The organism is Brucella tritici, from assembly GCF_902825325.1.
In the GTDB taxonomy this organism is placed as follows: Bacteria; Pseudomonadota; Alphaproteobacteria; order Rhizobiales; family Rhizobiaceae; genus Brucella.
Window position 1 is genome coordinate 188,836 of sequence record NZ_CADEAR010000005.1, and the last position, 17,020, is coordinate 205,855.

A 17,020-nucleotide genomic window follows, 5' to 3' on the forward strand; every position below is an offset into this window, starting at 1 on the left:
AAATAACGGCCAAACTCAAAGGAAGAGCGATGAGCCTTACTGACACCATCCGCAATACTTTCGTGCCGATCCATCGGGAAGGCTATCCGTTTATCGCGGGCTTTTTCGTGGTTTCGCTCATTCTGGGCTGGCTGTGGAACCCGCTGTTCTGGATCGGGATGGTGCTGACCGTCTGGTGCATCTATTTCTATCGCGATCCGGAGCGTGTGACGCCGATGGACGACGATCTGGTCATTAGCCCTGCTGACGGCAAGGTTTCCTTCGTCGGCCCGGCTGTGCCGCCGGCCGAACTGGACCTGGGTGCCGAACCGCTCATGCGCGTTTCGGTTTTCATGAATGTGTTCTCGGTTCACATCAACCGCTCTCCGGTGCGTGGCAAGATCGAAAAGGTCGTGCATCGTCCGGGGAAGTTCCTTAATGCAGAACTCGACAAGGCCAGCACGGAAAACGAACGCAACAGCGTCCTGATTGAAAGCCCGCACGGCAAGATCGGCGTTGTTCAGATTGCTGGTCTGGTTGCCCGTCGTATCGTCTGCTGGTCAAACGAGGATGATGATCTGTCTGTGGGCGAACGGTTTGGCCTGATTCGCTTCGGATCGCGCGTCGATGTCTATCTTCCGGCCGATGCGACCGTTCGTGTTGCTGTTGGCCAGACGGCAATCGCCGGTGAAACCGTGCTGGCCGATTATGGCAGCGTGCGCGGCGAGCCTGTGGTGCGGATCGGCTGAGCCGATGGAAACACCTTTTCCGCCTTTTGAGCCCAATGGCCGCGTGGATTCATCGCGCGGCCCGAAGCTGTCGCAGATACCTCTGCGTATTGTCGTTCCCAACGTCATAACGGTTCTTGCCATTTGTGCCGGTCTTACCGGCATTCGTCTTGCCTTCGAGAACCGCTTCGAGCTTGCCGTCGTAATGGTGCTCGTGGCTGCCTTTCTGGACGGTATTGATGGGCGCGTGGCCCGCATGATGAAGGGATCGTCGAAATTCGGCGCCCAGATGGATTCGCTTGCCGATATCGTCAATTTCGGTGTGGCGCCGGCCTTGGTGCTTTATGCCTTCATGCTCGATCAGGCGCGCTCATTCGGCTGGATCGCCGCACTCCTTTATGCCATTGCCTGCTGCCTGCGACTTGCACGTTTCAATGTCATGCTGGAAGATCCGAACCGCCCGGCATGGCAAAGCAACTACTTCATCGGCGTGCCGGCACCGGCAGGTGCCATGCTTGTCCTGTTGCCGGTCTATCTTGGTTTTCTCGGATTGACGCCAACACGAGGGCTCGCTTTTGGCGTGGCGGTCTATACCGTGGCAATCGCGTTCCTGTTGGTAAGCCGTCTGCCAGTCTATAATGGCAAATCCGCTGGAAGCCTTGTCCGGCGCGATATCGTCATGCCGCTCATCCTGTTCGTGGTGGTTTACGTCGCTTTCCTGATGAGCTTCACCTGGCAGACCCTGAGCCTCACGGCGCTCGCTTATCTGGCATTCCTTCCGTTCAGCCTGGCTGCCTGGAACAAGCGCGAGGCTGCTGATCGAAAGGCCGAGGAAGAGGCCGCCACCGAAGAGGATAGGCCGTCAGAGGAAAACTGATGGCAATGCCTGCTTGATGAAACTGACGCGCTCTTCGACCGATGATTTCGGCAGGAGCGCGATTTCATATCCAAGCCGTCTGTAGGTTTTATCCATCGCGTGGAAAGTACGTGTGGCCTCTTCGAAATCCTGCTTCCGCTCAGTATCCTGACCGAAGATTTCTGCCCATGGCGGAGCCAGAAAAACTGTTCTGTTGTACGGAAACTGCCGTGCGGCCTCTTCCATATGCTTTGGAATGGGCAGGTTACACAGCATCAGATAGCCGATTACGTCGGGCACGCCGCGGTCGAAGAAGACCGTCCCGCTCTGTTGTTTCGCCATTGCATGCGAGCGCATTTCCCAGCACAGCATTAACTCTGCAAAAAGCGCGCGATCACTCCAGGGCAGGGCCTTGCCGCCAATAGCGACCTGGTCCTGAATAATAGCGCGTCCGGCTTCCACAGTGCGGGAAAAGCCCTGCCTTTCGAGTGCATCAATCAGTGTGCTTTTGCCTGATCCAGGCCCGCCGCTGATGATGATGAAACACTGGTGATCTTTGATCATAGGTCCTCCAATAGCAAAGGGAACGCGCGCCAAAACGGTCGGTGCACGACGAAGGGATCTGAAAGTGGGGGAACCCGCTGAAAAAGGAGCCATCAGGCGGCTAGGCGGGAACATCAATAAACAAGCAAATAGAACCGGCCTTGCATATAGGCAAGGCCGGAAGAAAGAAATCAGCTCGGCAGGTGATAGTCGAGGAACCGATCCTGTCGCACGTCGAAAAGCTTGCCGCTAACTTCAAGATTCGGATCGGCGAGCTTGACGATCTTTTCAGCGACCGACTGCGGTGTTGGCAGCGTTTCAGGGTCTTCACCGGGCATCGCCTGCGCACGCATTGCCGTACGGGTGGCACCCGGATTGACGGAGTTGATCTTGAGCTTCATCTGCTTCGTTTCTTCGGCCCAGCTGCGCGCCATGACTTCGACAGCAGCTTTCGAGGCAGCATACGGCCCCCAGAAGGCGCGGCAGGTATGTGCCACACCGGAAGAGAGCAGAATGGCACGTCCGGCGTCGGAAGCCCGTAGCAGCGGATCGGTGGACCGAATAAGACGCCATACGCTGGTGACATTGACGTTCATGAGCTTCTCGAACGTCTTGGCCTCGACATGGCCGATCGGCGAGATCGTGCCGAGGACACCCGCATTGGCAACCATGATATCGAGCTTGCCCCAGCGCTCATGAATGGAGCCGCCAAGGCGATCAATCGCTTCCATGTCGGTAATATCGAGAGGCACCAGCGTTGCGCTACCTCCCAATTTGCGGATGTCGTCGTCCAGCTCTTCAAGCCCGCCGACGGTGCGGGCAACCGCAATCACATGCGCGCCGCGTTTTGCCAGTTCAAGCGAAAGAAAATACCCAATACCGCGCGATGCGCCTGTTACCAGTGCGATGCGGCCCGTAAGGTCGATGCTCATCTAGTCCCCATATGATGCAAGAACATGAAACAGGCGGCCTTTTGGGCCGCCTGCGTGAAGAATTGGGCGATCAGCCGTTGCTTGCGAGCAGCGACAGCGTATGCACGTTGCTCTCGCCTTCCTGATCGAGGAGGCGGGTCGGATATTCGCCCGTGAAGTAGTGATCGGTGAAAGCTGGCGCCTTCGGATCACGAGGCTTTCCGCCGACAGCCTTGTAGAGCCCGTCGATGGAAAGAAATGCCAGGGAATCCGCGCCGATGTAACGGCACATGGATTCCAGGTCCTTGTGCTGGTTAGCCAGCAGCTTATCGGCATGGGGGGTGTCGATACCGTAGAAATCCGGGTGGTAGATCATTGGACTTGCCACGCGGATATGCACTTCCTTTGCGCCCGCATCGCGGATCATCTGGACGATCTTGACGGATGTGGTGCCCCGTACAATGGAATCATCCACCAGCACGACCCGCTTGCCTTCGATCATGGCGCGATTGGCCGAATGTTTCAGCTTGACGCCAAGCGCGCGAATTTGCTGCGTCGGCTCGATGAAGGTGCGGCCTACATAGTGATTGCGGATGATGCCGTATTCAAATGGAATGCCGCTTGCCTGCGCGAAGCCGAGGGCAGCAGGCGTGCCGCCATCTGGCACCGGCACGACAACATCGGCTTCAATACCGGCTTCCTTGGCAAGCTCCACGCCCATATTTTTGCGCGCGACATAGACGCTGCGACCGCCGACCACGGAGTCAGGACGGGCAAAATAGACATACTCAAACAAGCAGAGCCGTTCCGGCTGCGGATTTTCAGCCTTGATGGATTCGATGGTGATGGAGCCGTCCTTCTGAATCTCGCAGATGACCACTTCGCCATTTTCGACGTCGCGAACATATTTCGCGCCGATAATGTCGAGGGCACAGGTCTCCGAGCAGAAGATAGGCTTGCCGTCGAGCTCGCCCATGACGAGCGGGCGGATGCCGATAGGATCACGCGCGGCAATCAGCTTGGTACGGGTCAGCGCCAGCATGGCGTAGCCGCCCTCGACCTGCCGGATGGCATCGACGAAACGGTCTGAGGAAGATGAGTGGCGCGAACGGGCAATCATATGCAGCACGACTTCCGTATCGGAGGTCGCCTGAAAGATCGCGCCGGAAGCAATCAGCTGCTTGCGCAGCGTAATGCCGTTGGTGAAGTTGCCGTTATGGGCAATGGCAATGCCGCCTACTTCCAGTTCCGCGAACAGTGGCTGCACGTTGCGCAGGATCGTCTCGCCGGTGGTGGAGTAGCGCACATGGCCGATGGCACGGTCGCCGGGCAAACGATTCAGCGTCGCTGCATCGGTGAAATGATCGCCGACGAGACCCATATGGCGTTCGGAATGAAAGCGGCGATTGTGATAGGAAACGATACCGGCGGCTTCCTGCCCGCGATGCTGGAGGGCATGCAGCCCCAATGCGGTCAGCGCGGCTGCGTCTTCGTGGCCAAGTATGCCAAATACGCCGCATTCTTCATGCAGGGTGTCTTCATCCAGCATAAAGGAGGCATTTTCAGAAGAATGGCTGGTCATTGCCGCAAGGCCTTTCGATTGCAGAGGCAACTAAAGCGCCTCTCTATCACAAGATGGCTTTTTGTTAAAAGCGAAGAGTTCACCGCTGCGTCGATATAGTCTCATGAATATTAGTATCGCACGATGGCCGCGAATAATCTCGCAAATTCCCGCCTGAAATATGATCGCGGAACCGAAATGACAATGTGTGAGCGTTATTTGGGCCATTTCATATCAGTCGGCTTTTGCCTCCAGAATTGAAAAAGCCGCCAGCGGGGCTGACGGCTTCTCGATATATCGGAGCAACTTATTGCTGTGCAGGCGTATCGTCCGGAACCGGCGCTTCTTCCTGCTCACCAGAAGCCGGAGCATTCTGCTGCGGCTTGAACTTATCGATCATCTGGTCGGGGTTGGCCGGCAGAAGATCGATCAGTTGCTGGCCGAAAGAATCGAGCATTGGCTTTGATTTCGCATTCGTCACCCAGGCTGGCTGGTTTGTCGGGACGAGCCAGTTGAAGAACAGCATGGCAACGACAACGAGAAGCACGCCGCGCACGCCGCCAAACAGAAAGCCGAGCGTGCGGTCGAGCGCACCGATACGGCTATCGATGATGAAATCGGCGATCTTCATGGTGATCAGAGAAACGACGATCAGCACAACGAGGAAAACTGCGCCAGCGGCGGCAATCTTCGCGATGGTTTCGTTGTTGATATAGGGCTGCACAAAAGGCAGAACCGGCTGGTAGAAGAGATAGGCTGCAGCGGCTGCCGCCGCCCAAGATACCAGCGACAGCACCTCGCGGGAAAAACCGCGCACCATCGCCAGAACGGCTGAAACCAGCGTTATCCCGAGTAGAATTCCATCAAGCATGGTTATCGGCATTCTGCCTGTCCTCAGTTATTATGCGCAATCACTTTAATACGCAGGGCAGTCAAAGATGCTGGAGCTTATCACCGGAAGGTTGACAGATTCTTCCAGTCATAAAACTCCAGATTTATTGCTTCTTTCCGGAGCCTGAAGCCGCAATACGGGCAACAAGGTCGGGCAGAGCCGAGGTTTCCATGAGGGGGAAGTTGCGATCTTTCCAAAGTTCGCCGCTGCCGCCGGGCACCTCTGCCTGCCGGAAACCGAGCTTCTCGGCTTCCTTGAGCCTCTGTACTGCATGCGTTACCGCGCGAACAGCACCGGAAAGGCTGATTTCGCCGAAATAAACACAATCTGGCGGAAGGGCAATACCGGCCATGGATGAAACCAGTGCAGCAGCCACAGCTATATCGGCGGCAGGCTCGCTGATACGATAACCGCCCGCAACATTCAGATAGACGTCGTGCTGCCCGAAACGAACGCCGCAATGTGATTCGAGAACGGCGAGAATCATGGCAAGTCGTCCGCCGTCCCAGCCGACGACCGCACGACGCGGGGTGCCAAGCGAGGAGGGGGCGACAAGCGCCTGTATCTCCACCAGCACGGGACGTGTGCCTTCCATGCCAGCAAAGACAGCGGCACCTGGAGCCTTGGCGTTGCGTTCACCAAGGAAAAGCTCTGACGGGTTGGAAACCTCGCGCAGGCCACCATCGGACATCTCGAAAACACCGATCTCGTCGGTGGGGCCGAAACGGTTCTTCACCGTGCGCAGGATGCGGTAGTGATGCCCGCCTTCGCCTTCGAAATAGAGAACGCCATCGACCATATGTTCGACCACGCGCGGACCGGCAATCTGGCCATCTTTGGTGACATGTCCCACCAGCACGACTGCGGAACCAGTCTGCTTGGCATAGCGGATCATGGCTTGCGCCGACGAACGCACCTGCGTGACCGTGCCAGGAGCAGAATCTGCCATATCGGTCCAGAGCGTCTGGATCGAATCGATGATGACGAGGTCGGGTCGCTTGTTATCGGAAATGGTAGCGATGATGTCTTCGACGTTGGTTTCGGCGGCAAGTTCCACCGCCGACGATGCCACGCCCAGACGCTGCGCGCGCAGGCGAATCTGGGCAACCGCTTCTTCGCCCGAAACATAAACAATGCGATGGCCGCGATTGGAAAGGGCAGCTGCAGCCTGTGTCAAAAGTGTAGATTTTCCGATGCCGGGATCGCCGCCGATCAGAAGGGCTGAACCGCGCACAAAGCCGCCGCCGGTCACACGATCAAGTTCGCTGATACCGGAAATGATCCGCGGCGCATCTTCAATGTCGCCGGACAGGGAGGTGAGGGCTACAGCGCGACCTTTGCGCTTGGACAACATGGCGCCGGGGCCGGAGCCGATGCCGCTATTGGTGCCTTCCTCGACGAGCGTGTTCCACTCGCCGCAGGAATCGCACTTGCCCGCCCAGCGCGTATGCACTGTGCCGCAATTCTGGCAGATGAACTGAATGCGCGCCTTGGCCATCAGAGACGCGCCCTTTTCGAAGAGATATTATTCATACTGTTCGGGAAGATAGGAACCCTCGGCCAGATCTGCAAATCGCGTGAATTCGGACTGGAAGGCGAGCTTGACCGTTCCGGTCGGCCCGTGGCGCTGCTTGGCGATGATGACGTCAGCAGTGCCGCGCACTTTTTCAAAGTGCTGCTTCCATTCTTCATATTTCGGGTCGAATTCATCCCGCGGTTCGAGGTTCTTGACGTAATATTCCTCGCGGAACACGAAGAGCACCACGTCGGCGTCCTGCTCGATGGAGCCCGATTCACGAAGGTCGGAGAGCTGTGGGCGCTTGTCGTCGCGGCTTTCCACCTGACGGGAGAGCTGTGAAAGCGCAATGATTGGAACATTCAGTTCCTTGCCAAGGGCCTTGAGGCCGGTGGTGATCTCGGTGATTTCCTGCACGCGGTTCTGTGCCGAGGCCTTCGACGAGCCGGTCATCAGCTGTACGTAGTCGATCACCAGAACGTCGAGGCCGCGCTGGCGCTTGAGGCGACGAGCGCGGGCGGCGAGCTGCGCAATCGAGATGCCACCGGTCTGGTCGATATAGAGCGGGATTTTCTGCATCACCTGCGAGCAGGCGACGAGCTTCTCGAAATCGGTCTCGGTGATATCACCACGGCGGATTTTCGAGGACGACACTTCCGTCTGCTCGGAAATGATACGGGTTGCGAGCTGTTCCGCCGACATTTCGAGCGAGAAGAAGCCGACAACGCCGCCATTGACGGCCTTCATCGAGCCATCGGCCTGTTGTTCGCCTTCATAAGAATTGGCGATGTTGAACGCAATATTGGTTGCAAGCGAGGTCTTACCCATACCCGGACGACCCGCAAGGATAATCAAATCGGAAGGCTGCAAGCCACCCATCTTGCCATCGAGCGTATGGATGCCGGTAGAGACACCGGAAAGGTGGCCGTCACGCATAAAGGCGGCGTTGGCCATGTCCACAGCCGTGGTGACGGCGTCCTTGAAGGGCAGGAAACCGCCGTCATAGCGACCTGTTTCCGCTAGTTCGAACAGGCGGCGTTCAGCGTCTTCGATCTGTTCCTGTGGTGCCATGTCGACAGGCGCGTCATAGGCGACGTTCACCATGTCTTCGCCGATGCCGATTAGCGCGCGGCGTGTCGCCAGATCGTAAATCGCGCGGCCATAATCCTCGGCATTGATGATGGTGACGGCTTCGGTTGCGAGACGGGTTACATACTGGAAGATCGTGAGATCGCCCACCTTGCCTTCGGTCGGCAGGAAGGTTTTCATCGTCACAGGATTTGCCATCTTGCCCACGCGAATGAGATCGGTCGTGATCTCATAGATGCGACGGTGCAGAGGCTCGAAGAAATGGGTTGCCTTGAGGAAGTCCGATACCCGGTAAAAGGCATCGTTGTTGATCAGGATCGCGCCCAGCAGCGCCTGTTCCGCTTCAATATTATGGGGTGCTTCCCGATAAAGCGCGTCTTTTTGGTCCCGCACATCGTCGAGTTTGCGTACCGCCGCTTCCGCCATGATTCTCAATCCTGTCCCTGATGCAACCAGCTAGCCCTCAAGCGATGCCAAACGCAACGCGACTTCGAGTGATTCCTGCTGGAAGAGACAAGCTATACCATGATTCACACTGATCCACAGTTCGGATCATGGTTTTGTCAGTCCGCTGTTGACGCGGACTGACATCTCGAATCGACAAGGTTGCTGTCAGGCGTTCATGCTTTTCTTGACGGCTCGAACCTCGCTATTGGCACCTTTCGGCGCGCTGTCGAGGCGCTTGAGGCGTTTTTCTTCAGCCTCGATATAGTTGCGGGTCAGCGGAACGGATTCCTGCCTGTGGGCGATCTGAATGTGGAACACCATCATGTTCTGCCAGCGGAACGCGCTTTCCGATGCCGCCAGATAAAACTCCCACATGCGGCAGAAACGCTCGTCATAAAGCGCTTTGGCCTTGTCGCGATTGGCCATGAAGGCCTCTCGCCACGCCTTCAGCGTTTCCGCATAGTGCAGCCTGAGAATTTCTACGTCGGTGACATAGAGCCCGGCCTTTTCAATATGCGGTAGAACCTCTGAAAGTGCGGGAATATAACCACCTGGGAAGATGTATTTGCGAATGAACGGATTGGTCGCTCCCGGACCATCTGCTCGTCCGATGGCATGTAGAAGGAAAACGCCATCCGGCTTCATCAGGCGAGCGACGTGCTGGAAATATTCAGCGAAATGGCCAACACCAACATGTTCGAACATGCCAACCGACACCAGCCGGTCAAACTTGTCGTCGATGTTGCGATAGTCGGTCAGTTCGAACTTCGCACGGTCGGCCAGTCCTTCATCCTGAGCGCGCTGATTGGCAATGGCGTGCTGTTCTTCGGACAAGGTTACGCCGGTGACATTGGCCTTGAGATGGCGGGCGAGATATAGCCCCATGCCGCCCCAGCCACAGCCGATATCGAGCACCTTGTCGCCTTCCTTCACCAGCATCTTCGCGGCGATATGGCGTTTTTTGGCAAGCTGTGCCTCGGCCAGCGTGGCATTCGGTGGATCGAAATAGGCACAGGAATATTGCTTGTCGGGATCGAGAAACAGGTCATAAAGCTCGCCCGAAAGATCATAGTGACTTTTGATGTTGTTGGAAGAACGCGAAATCGTGTTCATCTGCTGGAAACGGCGAAACAGAATACGCAGTTTGGCCAGAGCCTTCATCCATGGTTCTGTGGCAGCTGTCGGCCCGGTATTTTCAAACACGATCCGCAGCAGCGCGTAAATATCGCCTTCCAGAAAGTCGATCTCGCCGTCCATGAAGCACTCTGCGAGTTTCAGTTCCGGGTCGAGTGCTACGGCGCGCTCTGCATGTTTTGTCTTGAAATGTATATGAACCGGCACGCCCGTCTTGTCGCCATACTGCGAACGCCCACCACTAGAATCGGTAACCGTCAGGTCACCGGTTTTAATCATATGCGAAAGAACAGTACGCATCATTCCATACATCGGCCCCATCTCCTCTTGGGGATCGAAGCAGGCGCACGTCCATGCGTTTGCATGGCAGGCGGCGGTGCATAAGTATCAGAGCCGCACTGTCATCAGATTTTCAGGCAATATCCCCTCGGTCAATCGGCCTCGGGAGTAATGCCCAAGCAACGCAGACGTTTCCGTCAGCACCCTCTCCAATCCAATACTAATATGCAGAATAGGGAGTTTTACCGATCTGAAAAGAGAAAATGCCCGGCGAAGGCCGCCGGGCACGATCATATAAAGTTTACCACGATGGGAATGCATGCCATCTGACTGGCCATTCCCATGGATAATAGGGGGCTAAATTAAGCCTGATCTTCAGCTTCGTCTTCTTCGTCGAAAACTTCTTCCGACAGAGGCTGTTCTTCGATGCCGTAAATAGCTTCGATCGAGGTCAGGTCTTCACCCTTTGCCTGACGTTCGGCTTCTTCAGTCGAACGTGCGATATTGACCGTAACCTGAACCTGAACTTCCGGATGCAGCAAAATCGAAACTTCGTGCAGGCCGATTGTCTTGATCGGATGGTTCAGTTCAACCTGGTTGCGGTGCAGGCTGAAGCCGTTAGCCGAGATGATGTCGGCGATGTCACGGGTCGAAACGGAACCGTAGAGCTGGCCGGTTTCACCAGCCGAACGCACAACGATGAACGATTCGCCGTTGAGCTTGGTTGCAACTGCTTCGGCTTCGTTCTTGCGTTCCAGGTTCTGGGCTTCGAGCTGAGCGCGCTGGCCTTCGAACTTCTTCTTGTTGGCTTCGTTGGCACGAAGAGCCTTGCCCTGCGGGAGTAGGAAGTTACGGGCATAGCCGTCCTTGACCTTGACGGTTTCGCCCATCTGGCCGAGGCGGCCGATACGTTCCAGAAGAATAACGTCCATTGGAGTTTCCTTTCGAGTTTCTGATTCGGTTACTGACTGTCAGTGCCCGGCATTTTCGAGACTGGCGCACCGCGCGAAGTGTCGAAAAGTCCGAGAACCATGAAGATGAAAAGCAGGAATGCGAAGAGTATGATCGCAAAGTAGGCAAGCCACAGCGCCACCGGGCGCCACACTTTGCCACGTGTGCGAAAATGCATGATGGCAAGACCTGACATCATGAAACCAGCGCTGAGCGCACCGGCAACAACGGTTGCGATCAATCCGGCGCCGCCGGGAAGAAATGCAACCGCAAGAGCGACCGCGAAGACGAGCAGGGCCGGGCGCGGCATGCGCAGCGTTGCGGGCCAGTCGTCACGCGGACGGCGCAGACGACCAGACATGGAGATCAGGCGCTGTGCCAGATAAAGATTGCCGACGAGAATTGCGAGGCAGGTTGCTGGCTGGATCGCGGGCAGGACGACCATCAGCAGCGACGTTACATTGTTGCGAATGTCGTCGCTGGCGGTGAACTGCGGATCGGCTTCAGCAACCCGGTCGATAAGCGTATTTGCAAGTTCGCGCGCCATGTCCGGGCCAAAGCCCAGAATCGCACCGATGACGATGAAGCTGAGCGCCACCATCATGGCAAGCCGGAACACGATGTCCGACAGCGGATACCAGACGAGAATATCTTTCGGTCCGCCCACTTCCTCGGCCGGCCGCGCGAGGCCGGACAGATAAGCGCCGGTTGCTGCAGGAATGAAGCTCGTCAATGCCATCAGGAGTGCTGCAAGCGGGACGGCGACAACGCCGACGGCAACCGTGGCTGTGGCGGCGGCAACGATACCGGCGCTCGAACCCCAGCCAAGGGCAACAACGAAGATGGGCAGTGGTGTCAGGAAGTAGAGAACCATGGCCATAGCCGCCACCGCGCCGCCCTGGGCGATGACGCCGGACGACATCAAGGCCGAGGCAAGCCCCGCCAATATGCCGATACCGATAATGGTTCCATTGAATTTCATCAGTTTCGCTGTCCTGCTCCGGTCTTGCCGGTTCGTGCAGTTAGAGGCAGTTGCCCCAACTTGGGTTTTTATTACGCTCCGTTGCGCCCATCGCAATGGAGGAAAGGGACGCGGGAGGCGATCTCTGAGAACGCGCCTCCCGAATCTAGTTCTTACTTCACAACGTAAGGCAGCAGGCCGAGGAAACGAGCGCGCTTGATCGCCTTGGCGAGTTCACGCTGCTTCTTCTGGCTGACAGCCGTAATACGGGAAGGAACGATCTTGCCGCGTTCGGAAATGTAACGCTGCAGAAGCTTGATGTCCTTGTAGTCGATCTTCGGTGCGTTTGCGCCGGAGAACGGGCACGTCTTGCGACGGCGATGGAAAGGACGACGGGTCGGGATCTGATTGATATCAACCATGATTATGCTCCTTCACCAGCTTCGTTGTCGCGCGGGCGACGTGGGCCGCGATCACCACGGTCACCGCGATCACCACGGTCGAAACCGCCTTCACGACGACGCGGACGATCATCACCATCGCGTTCGCGACGGTCGTCACGGCGGGTGAGCATGGCCGACTGGCCTTCTTCGTGTTCTTCAACGCGAACGGTGAGGAAACGAAGAACGTCTTCGTTGATGCGCATCTGGCGTTCCATTTCGGCAACGGCTGCAGCCGGAGCGTCAATGTTTACGAGCGTGTAATACGCCTTGCGATTCTTCTTGATACGGTAGGTGAGGGGACGCAGACCCCAGCTTTCGACCTTACCGACCTTGCCGCCATTAGCTTCGAGGACACCCTTGTACTGTTCGACGAGAGCGTCGACCTGCTGCTGGGAAATGTCCTGGCGGGCAAGAAGCACATGTTCATAAAGAGCCATTGGCTTTGCCTTTCTTCTGTTACAACATGCCGACACCAACGGCTAAGCCTCTGCGACTTCTCTTTTGCCGGAAAACCGGTGAAGAAAGGACGCTCACTGAGACGATCGAGAGCGGAGACACGGGAGGCAGAAGCGCTTATGACTTCTACGGATGTTCGTGAATTTAACTGCACAAACAACCGGCCCTCCGTTCAGCCCCCAGCTGGTGCCGAGCAATGAACGGGCGGCTATTACGTGTTTTTCCCCGGCTTTGCAAGGCGCAAACCGCACAAAAACCGGGAAATACTTGACTTTGCTGCCCTCACTGAGGCACATCCCGCCAAATTGTGCATTTAATTGCGGGCATGTCGGCGAAAACGGACATCGGTTTCGACATTATCATATGCTTAAAACCAGAATGAGGCATCAATGGCGGTAGCATTTACTTTCCCCGGACAAGGCAGCCAGGCGGTGGGCATGGGCAAGGCTCTGGCCGAGCAGTTCGCTGAAGCGCGCGCCGTTTTCGATGAAGTGGACGCGGCATTAGGCGAAAAGCTTTCCGCTACCATGTTTGAAGGACCGGAAGACGTATTGACGCTGACCGCCAATGCCCAGCCTGCGCTGATGGCCGTTTCGATGGCTGTGCTGCGCGTCATGGAAGCGCGCGGCTTTTCGCTGAAAGACAAGGTTTCTTATGTTGCCGGGCATTCGCTTGGTGAATATTCGGCGCTTTGCGCAGCCGGAACTTTCTCGCTTGCCGATACGGCGCGCCTCCTGCGCATTCGCGGTAATGCGATGCAGAAGGCTGTCCCTGTCGGTGAAGGAGCAATGGCAGCGATCATCGGCCTGCAGCATGGCGATGTAGAAGCAGTCTGTGCTGAAGCCGAAGCATCCGGTTCGGTCCAGATCGCCAATGACAATGGCGGTGGACAGCTCGTCATTTCCGGTTCCAAGGCTGCGGTCGAACTGGCAGCTTCGCTTGCTTCCGAAAAGGGCGCCAAGCGTGCCATCATGCTGCCCGTATCCGCTCCCTTCCATTCAACTCTGATGGGCCCTGCCGCTGACGCGATGCGCGAAGCGCTTGCGTCGGTTGAAAAGCACAATCCGATCGTGCCGCTTATCGCCAATGTGCGCGCAGCGCCGGTCACCGATGCCAACGAGATTGCTGATCTTCTCGTCGAGCAGGTTACAGGTCAGGTGCGCTGGCGTGAAACGGTCGAATGGTTTGCAGCCAATGGCGTCACCACGCTTTATGAAGTAGGTTCTGGCAAGGTTCTGACTGGTCTGGCACGCCGCATCTCGAAGGATGTATCCGGTGCTGTGGTTGGTTCTGCCGAAGAAATTGAAGCAGCGCTTGCTGCTCTCAGCGCCTGATCCCGAAAAGTTGCAGACTTTTCGGATAAGATCATGCGATGGAAATCGAGAAGCTAAAAGGATCCGACATGTTTGATCTGACTGGCCGCAAGGCTCTGGTAACCGGCGCAACCGGCGGTCTTGGCGAAGCGATTGCCCGCGCCCTTCATGCGCAGGGTGCAATCGTCGGCCTGCACGGCACACGCGAAGAAAAGCTGAAAGAGCTTGCCGCTGAACTTGGCGACCGCACCTTCATCTTTCCGGCCAATCTTTCTGACCGCGAAGCCGTCAAGGCCCTGGGTCAGAAGGCGGAAGAGGAAATGGGCGGCGTTGACATTCTGGTCAACAATGCTGGCATCACGCGCGATGGCCTGTTTGTGCGCATGAGCGACGAAGACTGGGATGCGGTTCTCAATGTTAATCTTACGTCCGTTTTCAATCTGACGCGTGAGTTGACCCATCCGATGATGCGCCGCCGCAATGGCCGTATCATCAATATTACGTCGATTGTTGGCGTGACCGGCAATCCGGGTCAGGCGAACTATTGCGCTTCGAAAGCTGGCCTCATCGGCTTTTCCAAGTCATTGGCGCAGGAAATCGCCAGCCGCAATGTAACGGTTAACTGCATCGCTCCGGGCTTCATCGAATCGGCCATGACCGACAAGCTGAACGAAAAGCAGAAGGAAGCGATCATGAGCAATATCCCCATGAAGCGCATGGGCGTTGGTGGCGATATTGCTGCGGCAGTTGTCTATCTGGCAAGCGACGAGGCAGCCTATGTGACGGGTCAGACCCTGCACATCAATGGCGGCATGGCCATGATCTAAGTCTCCTTCTTCCCTCTATTATGGTATAAAATGCCTTAATACGGGGGATGGAGAAGGAAAAGGCGCTTTGCCTTGCTCAAGAAGCATGGTAATGCGCCCATCGAGAATTGCGGCATTCTGAGTAGAAGTGCCGCGATCCTGTTCCGAAAGGAATATCCACAGGATGACTGTCCGGGCGGCTTCGCTCGAAACTTGGCAGACATCTTATAACTTGATTACAATCCTGCATGCCGCTAACCAAGGCAGAGCAACAAACACACAGGTCGAGGTTCCGACATGAGCGATACCGCAGAGCGCGTCAAGAAAATCGTTGTTGAACATCTGGGCGTAGATGCCGACAAGGTCACGGAAGGCGCAAGCTTCATCGATGACCTCGGCGCAGACAGCCTCGACACGGTCGAGCTGGTCATGGCTTTCGAAGAAGAATTCGGCGTTGAAATTCCTGACGACGCTGCCGAAACGATCCTTACGGTCGGCGACGCTGTGAAGTTCATCGACAAGGCTTCCGCCTAATCTGAACTTGGCATTGGGCTGGGGTTCTCGCGAATCCCGGCCCTGCTTGTCTTTAATCGTCTCTTTCGCATCCGCGATTGGGACGAATTTGTACAACGGTCGTTCAACGGCCTGTTTGTGAATCTGCCAGAACACTGATCGGAGATCATGTTTGACGTGGCAGGCTCCGGTTTTAACAATTGGAGCACCATCCCTTTCAGTCAGGCCCGGACATATGTTCTGCCGGTTAAAGCCTGCGGGGCGGTGTTCGTGACATAACAAAGTTTTAAGGGGTGGATATGAGGCGTGTCGTCATCACCGGTCTTGGTCTGGTGTCGCCGCTTGCCAGCGGTGTCGAAGAGACCTGGAAGCGTCTTATTGCCGGTGAAAGCGGTGCTCGCCGCATCACGGAATTTGAAGTTGATGATCTGGCCTGCCAGATTGCCTGCCGCATTCCGGTTGGCGACGGCACCAATGGCACCTTCAACGCCGACCTCCATATGGAGCCCAAGGAACAACGCAAGGTTGACCCCTTCATCGTTTATGCTGTCGGCGCTGCCGATCAAGCGCTGGAGGATGCCGACTGGCATCCTGAAAGCGACGAAGATCAGATCCGTACCGGTGTTCTCATCGGTTCCGGCATTGGCGGTATCGAAGGCATTGTCGAGGCAGGCTACACGTTGCGCGACAAGGGCCCACGCCGTATCTCGCCGTTCTTCATTCCTGGCCGCCTGATCAATCTGGCTTCCGGCCACGTTTCCATCAAGCACGGGCTTCGCGGTCCAAACCATTCGGTCGTGACCGCTTGCGCGACCGGCACGCACGCTATCGGCGACGCTGCCCGTCTGATCGCTTTCGGCGATGCGGATGTCATGGTTGCCGGTGGAACGGAATCGCCGGTCAGCCGCATTTCGCTTGCAGGCTTTGCGGCCTGCAAGGCATTGTCCACCAAGCGTAACGACGACCCGACCGCAGCTTCCCGTCCTTATGACGAAGACCGTGACGGCTTCGTGATGGGTGAAGGTGCGGGCGTTGTGGTTCTCGAAGAGCTGGAGCATGCACTGGCGCGCGGCGCGAAAATCTATGCGGAAGTCATCGGCTATGGTCTATCGGGCGATGCCTATCACATCACTGCTCCGACTGAGAGCGGCGAGGGCGCCGAGCGTTGTATGGTCGCTGCCCTGAAGCGCGCTGAAATCACGCCGGACCAGATCGACTACATCAACGCCCATGGCACGTCTACCATGGCTGACACTATCGAACTCGGCGCTGTCGAGCGCGTGGTCGGCGATGCTGCGTCGAAGATTTCGATGTCCTCGACCAAGTCGGCTATCGGCCATCTGCTGGGTGCGGCTGGTGCAGCTGAGGCGATTTTCTCGACGCTTGCCATCCGAGACAATATAGCGCCGGCAACGCTCAATCTTGACAATCCGGCTGTCTCGACGAAGATTGATCTGGTTCCGCACAAGGCACGTGAACGCAAGATCGATGTGGCTCTGTCGAACTCCTTCGGATTTGGCGGAACCAACGCTTCGCTGGTCCTGCGCCGATACTCCTGATCGGTGTCGCTGAAAATAGAATATCGAATTAAAAAACGCGGGGATTTCTCCGCGTTTTTGCCAAAATATAACCCCATGCGATG

The 17,020-nt window shown here is 56.7% G+C and carries 17 protein-coding genes; 6 read left to right on the forward strand and 11 right to left on the reverse strand.

Features of this window, described 5'->3' with window-relative positions:
• Window positions 1-29 precede the first annotated feature (29 nt).
• Window positions 30-728: a phosphatidylserine decarboxylase gene (locus tag HWX93_RS09270; protein WP_109986157.1), complete on the forward strand. Its 699-nt coding sequence runs from the start codon at window positions 30-32 to the stop codon at window positions 726-728.
• Window positions 729-732: 4 nt separating this feature from the next.
• Window positions 733-1,584, forward strand: a complete 852-nt coding sequence (gene pssA / locus HWX93_RS09275; RefSeq protein WP_109986158.1) for a CDP-diacylglycerol--serine O-phosphatidyltransferase — start codon at window positions 733-735, stop codon at window positions 1,582-1,584.
• Here the strand turns inward: pssA and HWX93_RS09280 are convergent.
• The 11 genes from HWX93_RS09280 to rpsF all read right to left on the reverse strand — a co-directional run bounded on the left by HWX93_RS09280 (window position 1,570) and on the right by rpsF (window position 12,727).
• Entirely contained in the window at window positions 1,570-2,127 is a 558-nt protein-coding gene (locus HWX93_RS09280) for an AAA family ATPase (RefSeq protein ID WP_176037204.1), read from the reverse strand. The two genes, pssA and HWX93_RS09280, sit on opposite strands and share 15 nt — an antisense overlap.
• A gap of 170 nt (window positions 2,128-2,297) precedes the next feature.
• Window positions 2,298-3,038: an SDR family NAD(P)-dependent oxidoreductase gene (locus tag HWX93_RS09285; RefSeq protein ID WP_176037205.1), complete on the reverse strand. Its 741-nt coding sequence runs from the start codon at window positions 3,036-3,038 to the stop codon at window positions 2,298-2,300.
• 70 nt (window positions 3,039-3,108) lie between these two features.
• On the reverse strand, window positions 3,109-4,599 hold the full coding sequence (gene purF / locus HWX93_RS09290) for an amidophosphoribosyltransferase (RefSeq protein ID WP_109986161.1): 1,491 nt from the start codon (window positions 4,597-4,599) through the stop codon (window positions 3,109-3,111).
• A 286-nt stretch (window positions 4,600-4,885) separates the two neighbouring features.
• On the reverse strand, window positions 4,886-5,461 hold the full coding sequence (locus HWX93_RS09295; protein WP_043062671.1) for a CvpA family protein: 576 nt from the start codon (window positions 5,459-5,461) through the stop codon (window positions 4,886-4,888).
• 112 nt (window positions 5,462-5,573) lie between these two features.
• On the reverse strand, window positions 5,574-6,968 hold the full coding sequence (gene radA, locus HWX93_RS09300) for a DNA repair protein RadA (RefSeq protein ID WP_176037206.1): 1,395 nt from the start codon (window positions 6,966-6,968) through the stop codon (window positions 5,574-5,576).
• A 27-nt stretch (window positions 6,969-6,995) separates the two neighbouring features.
• Complete coding sequence (locus tag HWX93_RS09305) at window positions 6,996-8,501, reverse strand: replicative DNA helicase (protein WP_176037207.1); 1,506 nt, start codon at window positions 8,499-8,501, stop codon at window positions 6,996-6,998.
• Between the two features lie 186 nt (window positions 8,502-8,687).
• Window positions 8,688-9,968 (reverse strand): SAM-dependent methyltransferase, encoded by a 1,281-nt coding sequence (locus HWX93_RS09310; RefSeq protein WP_176037208.1) that lies wholly within the window; start codon window positions 9,966-9,968, stop codon window positions 8,688-8,690.
• Between the two features lie 329 nt (window positions 9,969-10,297).
• Entirely contained in the window at window positions 10,298-10,867 is a 570-nt protein-coding gene (gene rplI, locus HWX93_RS09315; RefSeq protein WP_176037209.1) for a 50S ribosomal protein L9, read from the reverse strand.
• Window positions 10,868-10,896: 29 nt separating this feature from the next.
• The gene (locus HWX93_RS09320) at window positions 10,897-11,868 is read right to left on the reverse strand and encodes a DUF2232 domain-containing protein (protein WP_176037210.1); all 972 of its coding nucleotides are present in this window, start codon (window positions 11,866-11,868) and stop codon (window positions 10,897-10,899) included.
• Window positions 11,869-12,020: 152 nt separating this feature from the next.
• Window positions 12,021-12,269, reverse strand: coding sequence for a 30S ribosomal protein S18 (gene rpsR / locus HWX93_RS09325; protein ID WP_006466219.1), 249 nt, complete (start codon window positions 12,267-12,269; stop codon window positions 12,021-12,023).
• A 2-nt stretch (window positions 12,270-12,271) separates the two neighbouring features.
• Window positions 12,272-12,727: a 30S ribosomal protein S6 gene (gene rpsF, locus HWX93_RS09330; protein ID WP_010658387.1), complete on the reverse strand. Its 456-nt coding sequence runs from the start codon at window positions 12,725-12,727 to the stop codon at window positions 12,272-12,274.
• Window positions 12,728-13,135: 408 nt separating this feature from the next.
• Between rpsF and fabD the strand changes: the two genes are divergently transcribed.
• The 4 genes from fabD (at window position 13,136) to fabF (ending at window position 16,937) form a co-directional block, all read left to right on the forward strand.
• Window positions 13,136-14,080 carry an ACP S-malonyltransferase gene (gene fabD / locus HWX93_RS09335; protein WP_176037211.1) on the forward strand — a complete coding sequence of 315 codons (945 nt, stop codon included), beginning with the start codon at window positions 13,136-13,138 and terminating at the stop codon, window positions 14,078-14,080.
• A 68-nt stretch (window positions 14,081-14,148) separates the two neighbouring features.
• Window positions 14,149-14,886: a 3-oxoacyl-[acyl-carrier-protein] reductase gene (fabG, locus tag HWX93_RS09340; RefSeq protein ID WP_176037212.1), complete on the forward strand. Its 738-nt coding sequence runs from the start codon at window positions 14,149-14,151 to the stop codon at window positions 14,884-14,886.
• 276 nt (window positions 14,887-15,162) lie between these two features.
• Window positions 15,163-15,399, forward strand: a complete 237-nt coding sequence (locus HWX93_RS09345; RefSeq protein ID WP_002963616.1) for an acyl carrier protein — start codon at window positions 15,163-15,165, stop codon at window positions 15,397-15,399.
• A 278-nt stretch (window positions 15,400-15,677) separates the two neighbouring features.
• Window positions 15,678-16,937 carry a beta-ketoacyl-ACP synthase II gene (gene fabF, locus HWX93_RS09350; protein ID WP_176037213.1) on the forward strand — a complete coding sequence of 420 codons (1,260 nt, stop codon included), beginning with the start codon at window positions 15,678-15,680 and terminating at the stop codon, window positions 16,935-16,937.
• Window positions 16,938-17,020: the final 83 nt, after the last annotated feature.

Coding starts and splice junctions, on each gene's coding strand:
- rpsF (WP_010658387.1), bottom strand. CDS start 12,727: ATGGCTCTTTATGAACATGTGCTTCTTGCCCGCCAGGACATTTCCCAG.
- HWX93_RS09310 (WP_176037208.1), bottom strand. CDS start 9,968: ATGTATGGAATGATGCGTACTGTTCTTTCGCATATGATTAAAACCGGT.
- HWX93_RS09345 (WP_002963616.1), top strand. CDS start 15,163: ATGAGCGATACCGCAGAGCGCGTCAAGAAAATCGTTGTTGAACATCTG.
- purF (WP_109986161.1), bottom strand. CDS start 4,599: ATGACCAGCCATTCTTCTGAAAATGCCTCCTTTATGCTGGATGAAGAC.
- fabG (WP_176037212.1), top strand. CDS start 14,149: ATGTTTGATCTGACTGGCCGCAAGGCTCTGGTAACCGGCGCAACCGGC.
- radA (WP_176037206.1), bottom strand. CDS start 6,968: ATGGCCAAGGCGCGCATTCAGTTCATCTGCCAGAATTGCGGCACAGTG.
- rpsR (WP_006466219.1), bottom strand. CDS start 12,269: ATGGTTGATATCAATCAGATCCCGACCCGTCGTCCTTTCCATCGCCGT.
- HWX93_RS09270 (WP_109986157.1), top strand. CDS start 30: ATGAGCCTTACTGACACCATCCGCAATACTTTCGTGCCGATCCATCGG.
- HWX93_RS09305 (WP_176037207.1), bottom strand. CDS start 8,501: ATGGCGGAAGCGGCGGTACGCAAACTCGACGATGTGCGGGACCAAAAA.
- pssA (WP_109986158.1), top strand. CDS start 733: ATGGAAACACCTTTTCCGCCTTTTGAGCCCAATGGCCGCGTGGATTCA.
- rplI (WP_176037209.1), bottom strand. CDS start 10,867: ATGGACGTTATTCTTCTGGAACGTATCGGCCGCCTCGGCCAGATGGGC.
- HWX93_RS09280 (WP_176037204.1), bottom strand. CDS start 2,127: ATGATCAAAGATCACCAGTGTTTCATCATCATCAGCGGCGGGCCTGGA.
- HWX93_RS09285 (WP_176037205.1), bottom strand. CDS start 3,038: ATGAGCATCGACCTTACGGGCCGCATCGCACTGGTAACAGGCGCATCG.
- HWX93_RS09320 (WP_176037210.1), bottom strand. CDS start 11,868: ATGAAATTCAATGGAACCATTATCGGTATCGGCATATTGGCGGGGCTT.
- fabD (WP_176037211.1), top strand. CDS start 13,136: ATGGCGGTAGCATTTACTTTCCCCGGACAAGGCAGCCAGGCGGTGGGC.
- fabF (WP_176037213.1), top strand. CDS start 15,678: ATGAGGCGTGTCGTCATCACCGGTCTTGGTCTGGTGTCGCCGCTTGCC.
- HWX93_RS09295 (WP_043062671.1), bottom strand. CDS start 5,461: ATGCCGATAACCATGCTTGATGGAATTCTACTCGGGATAACGCTGGTT.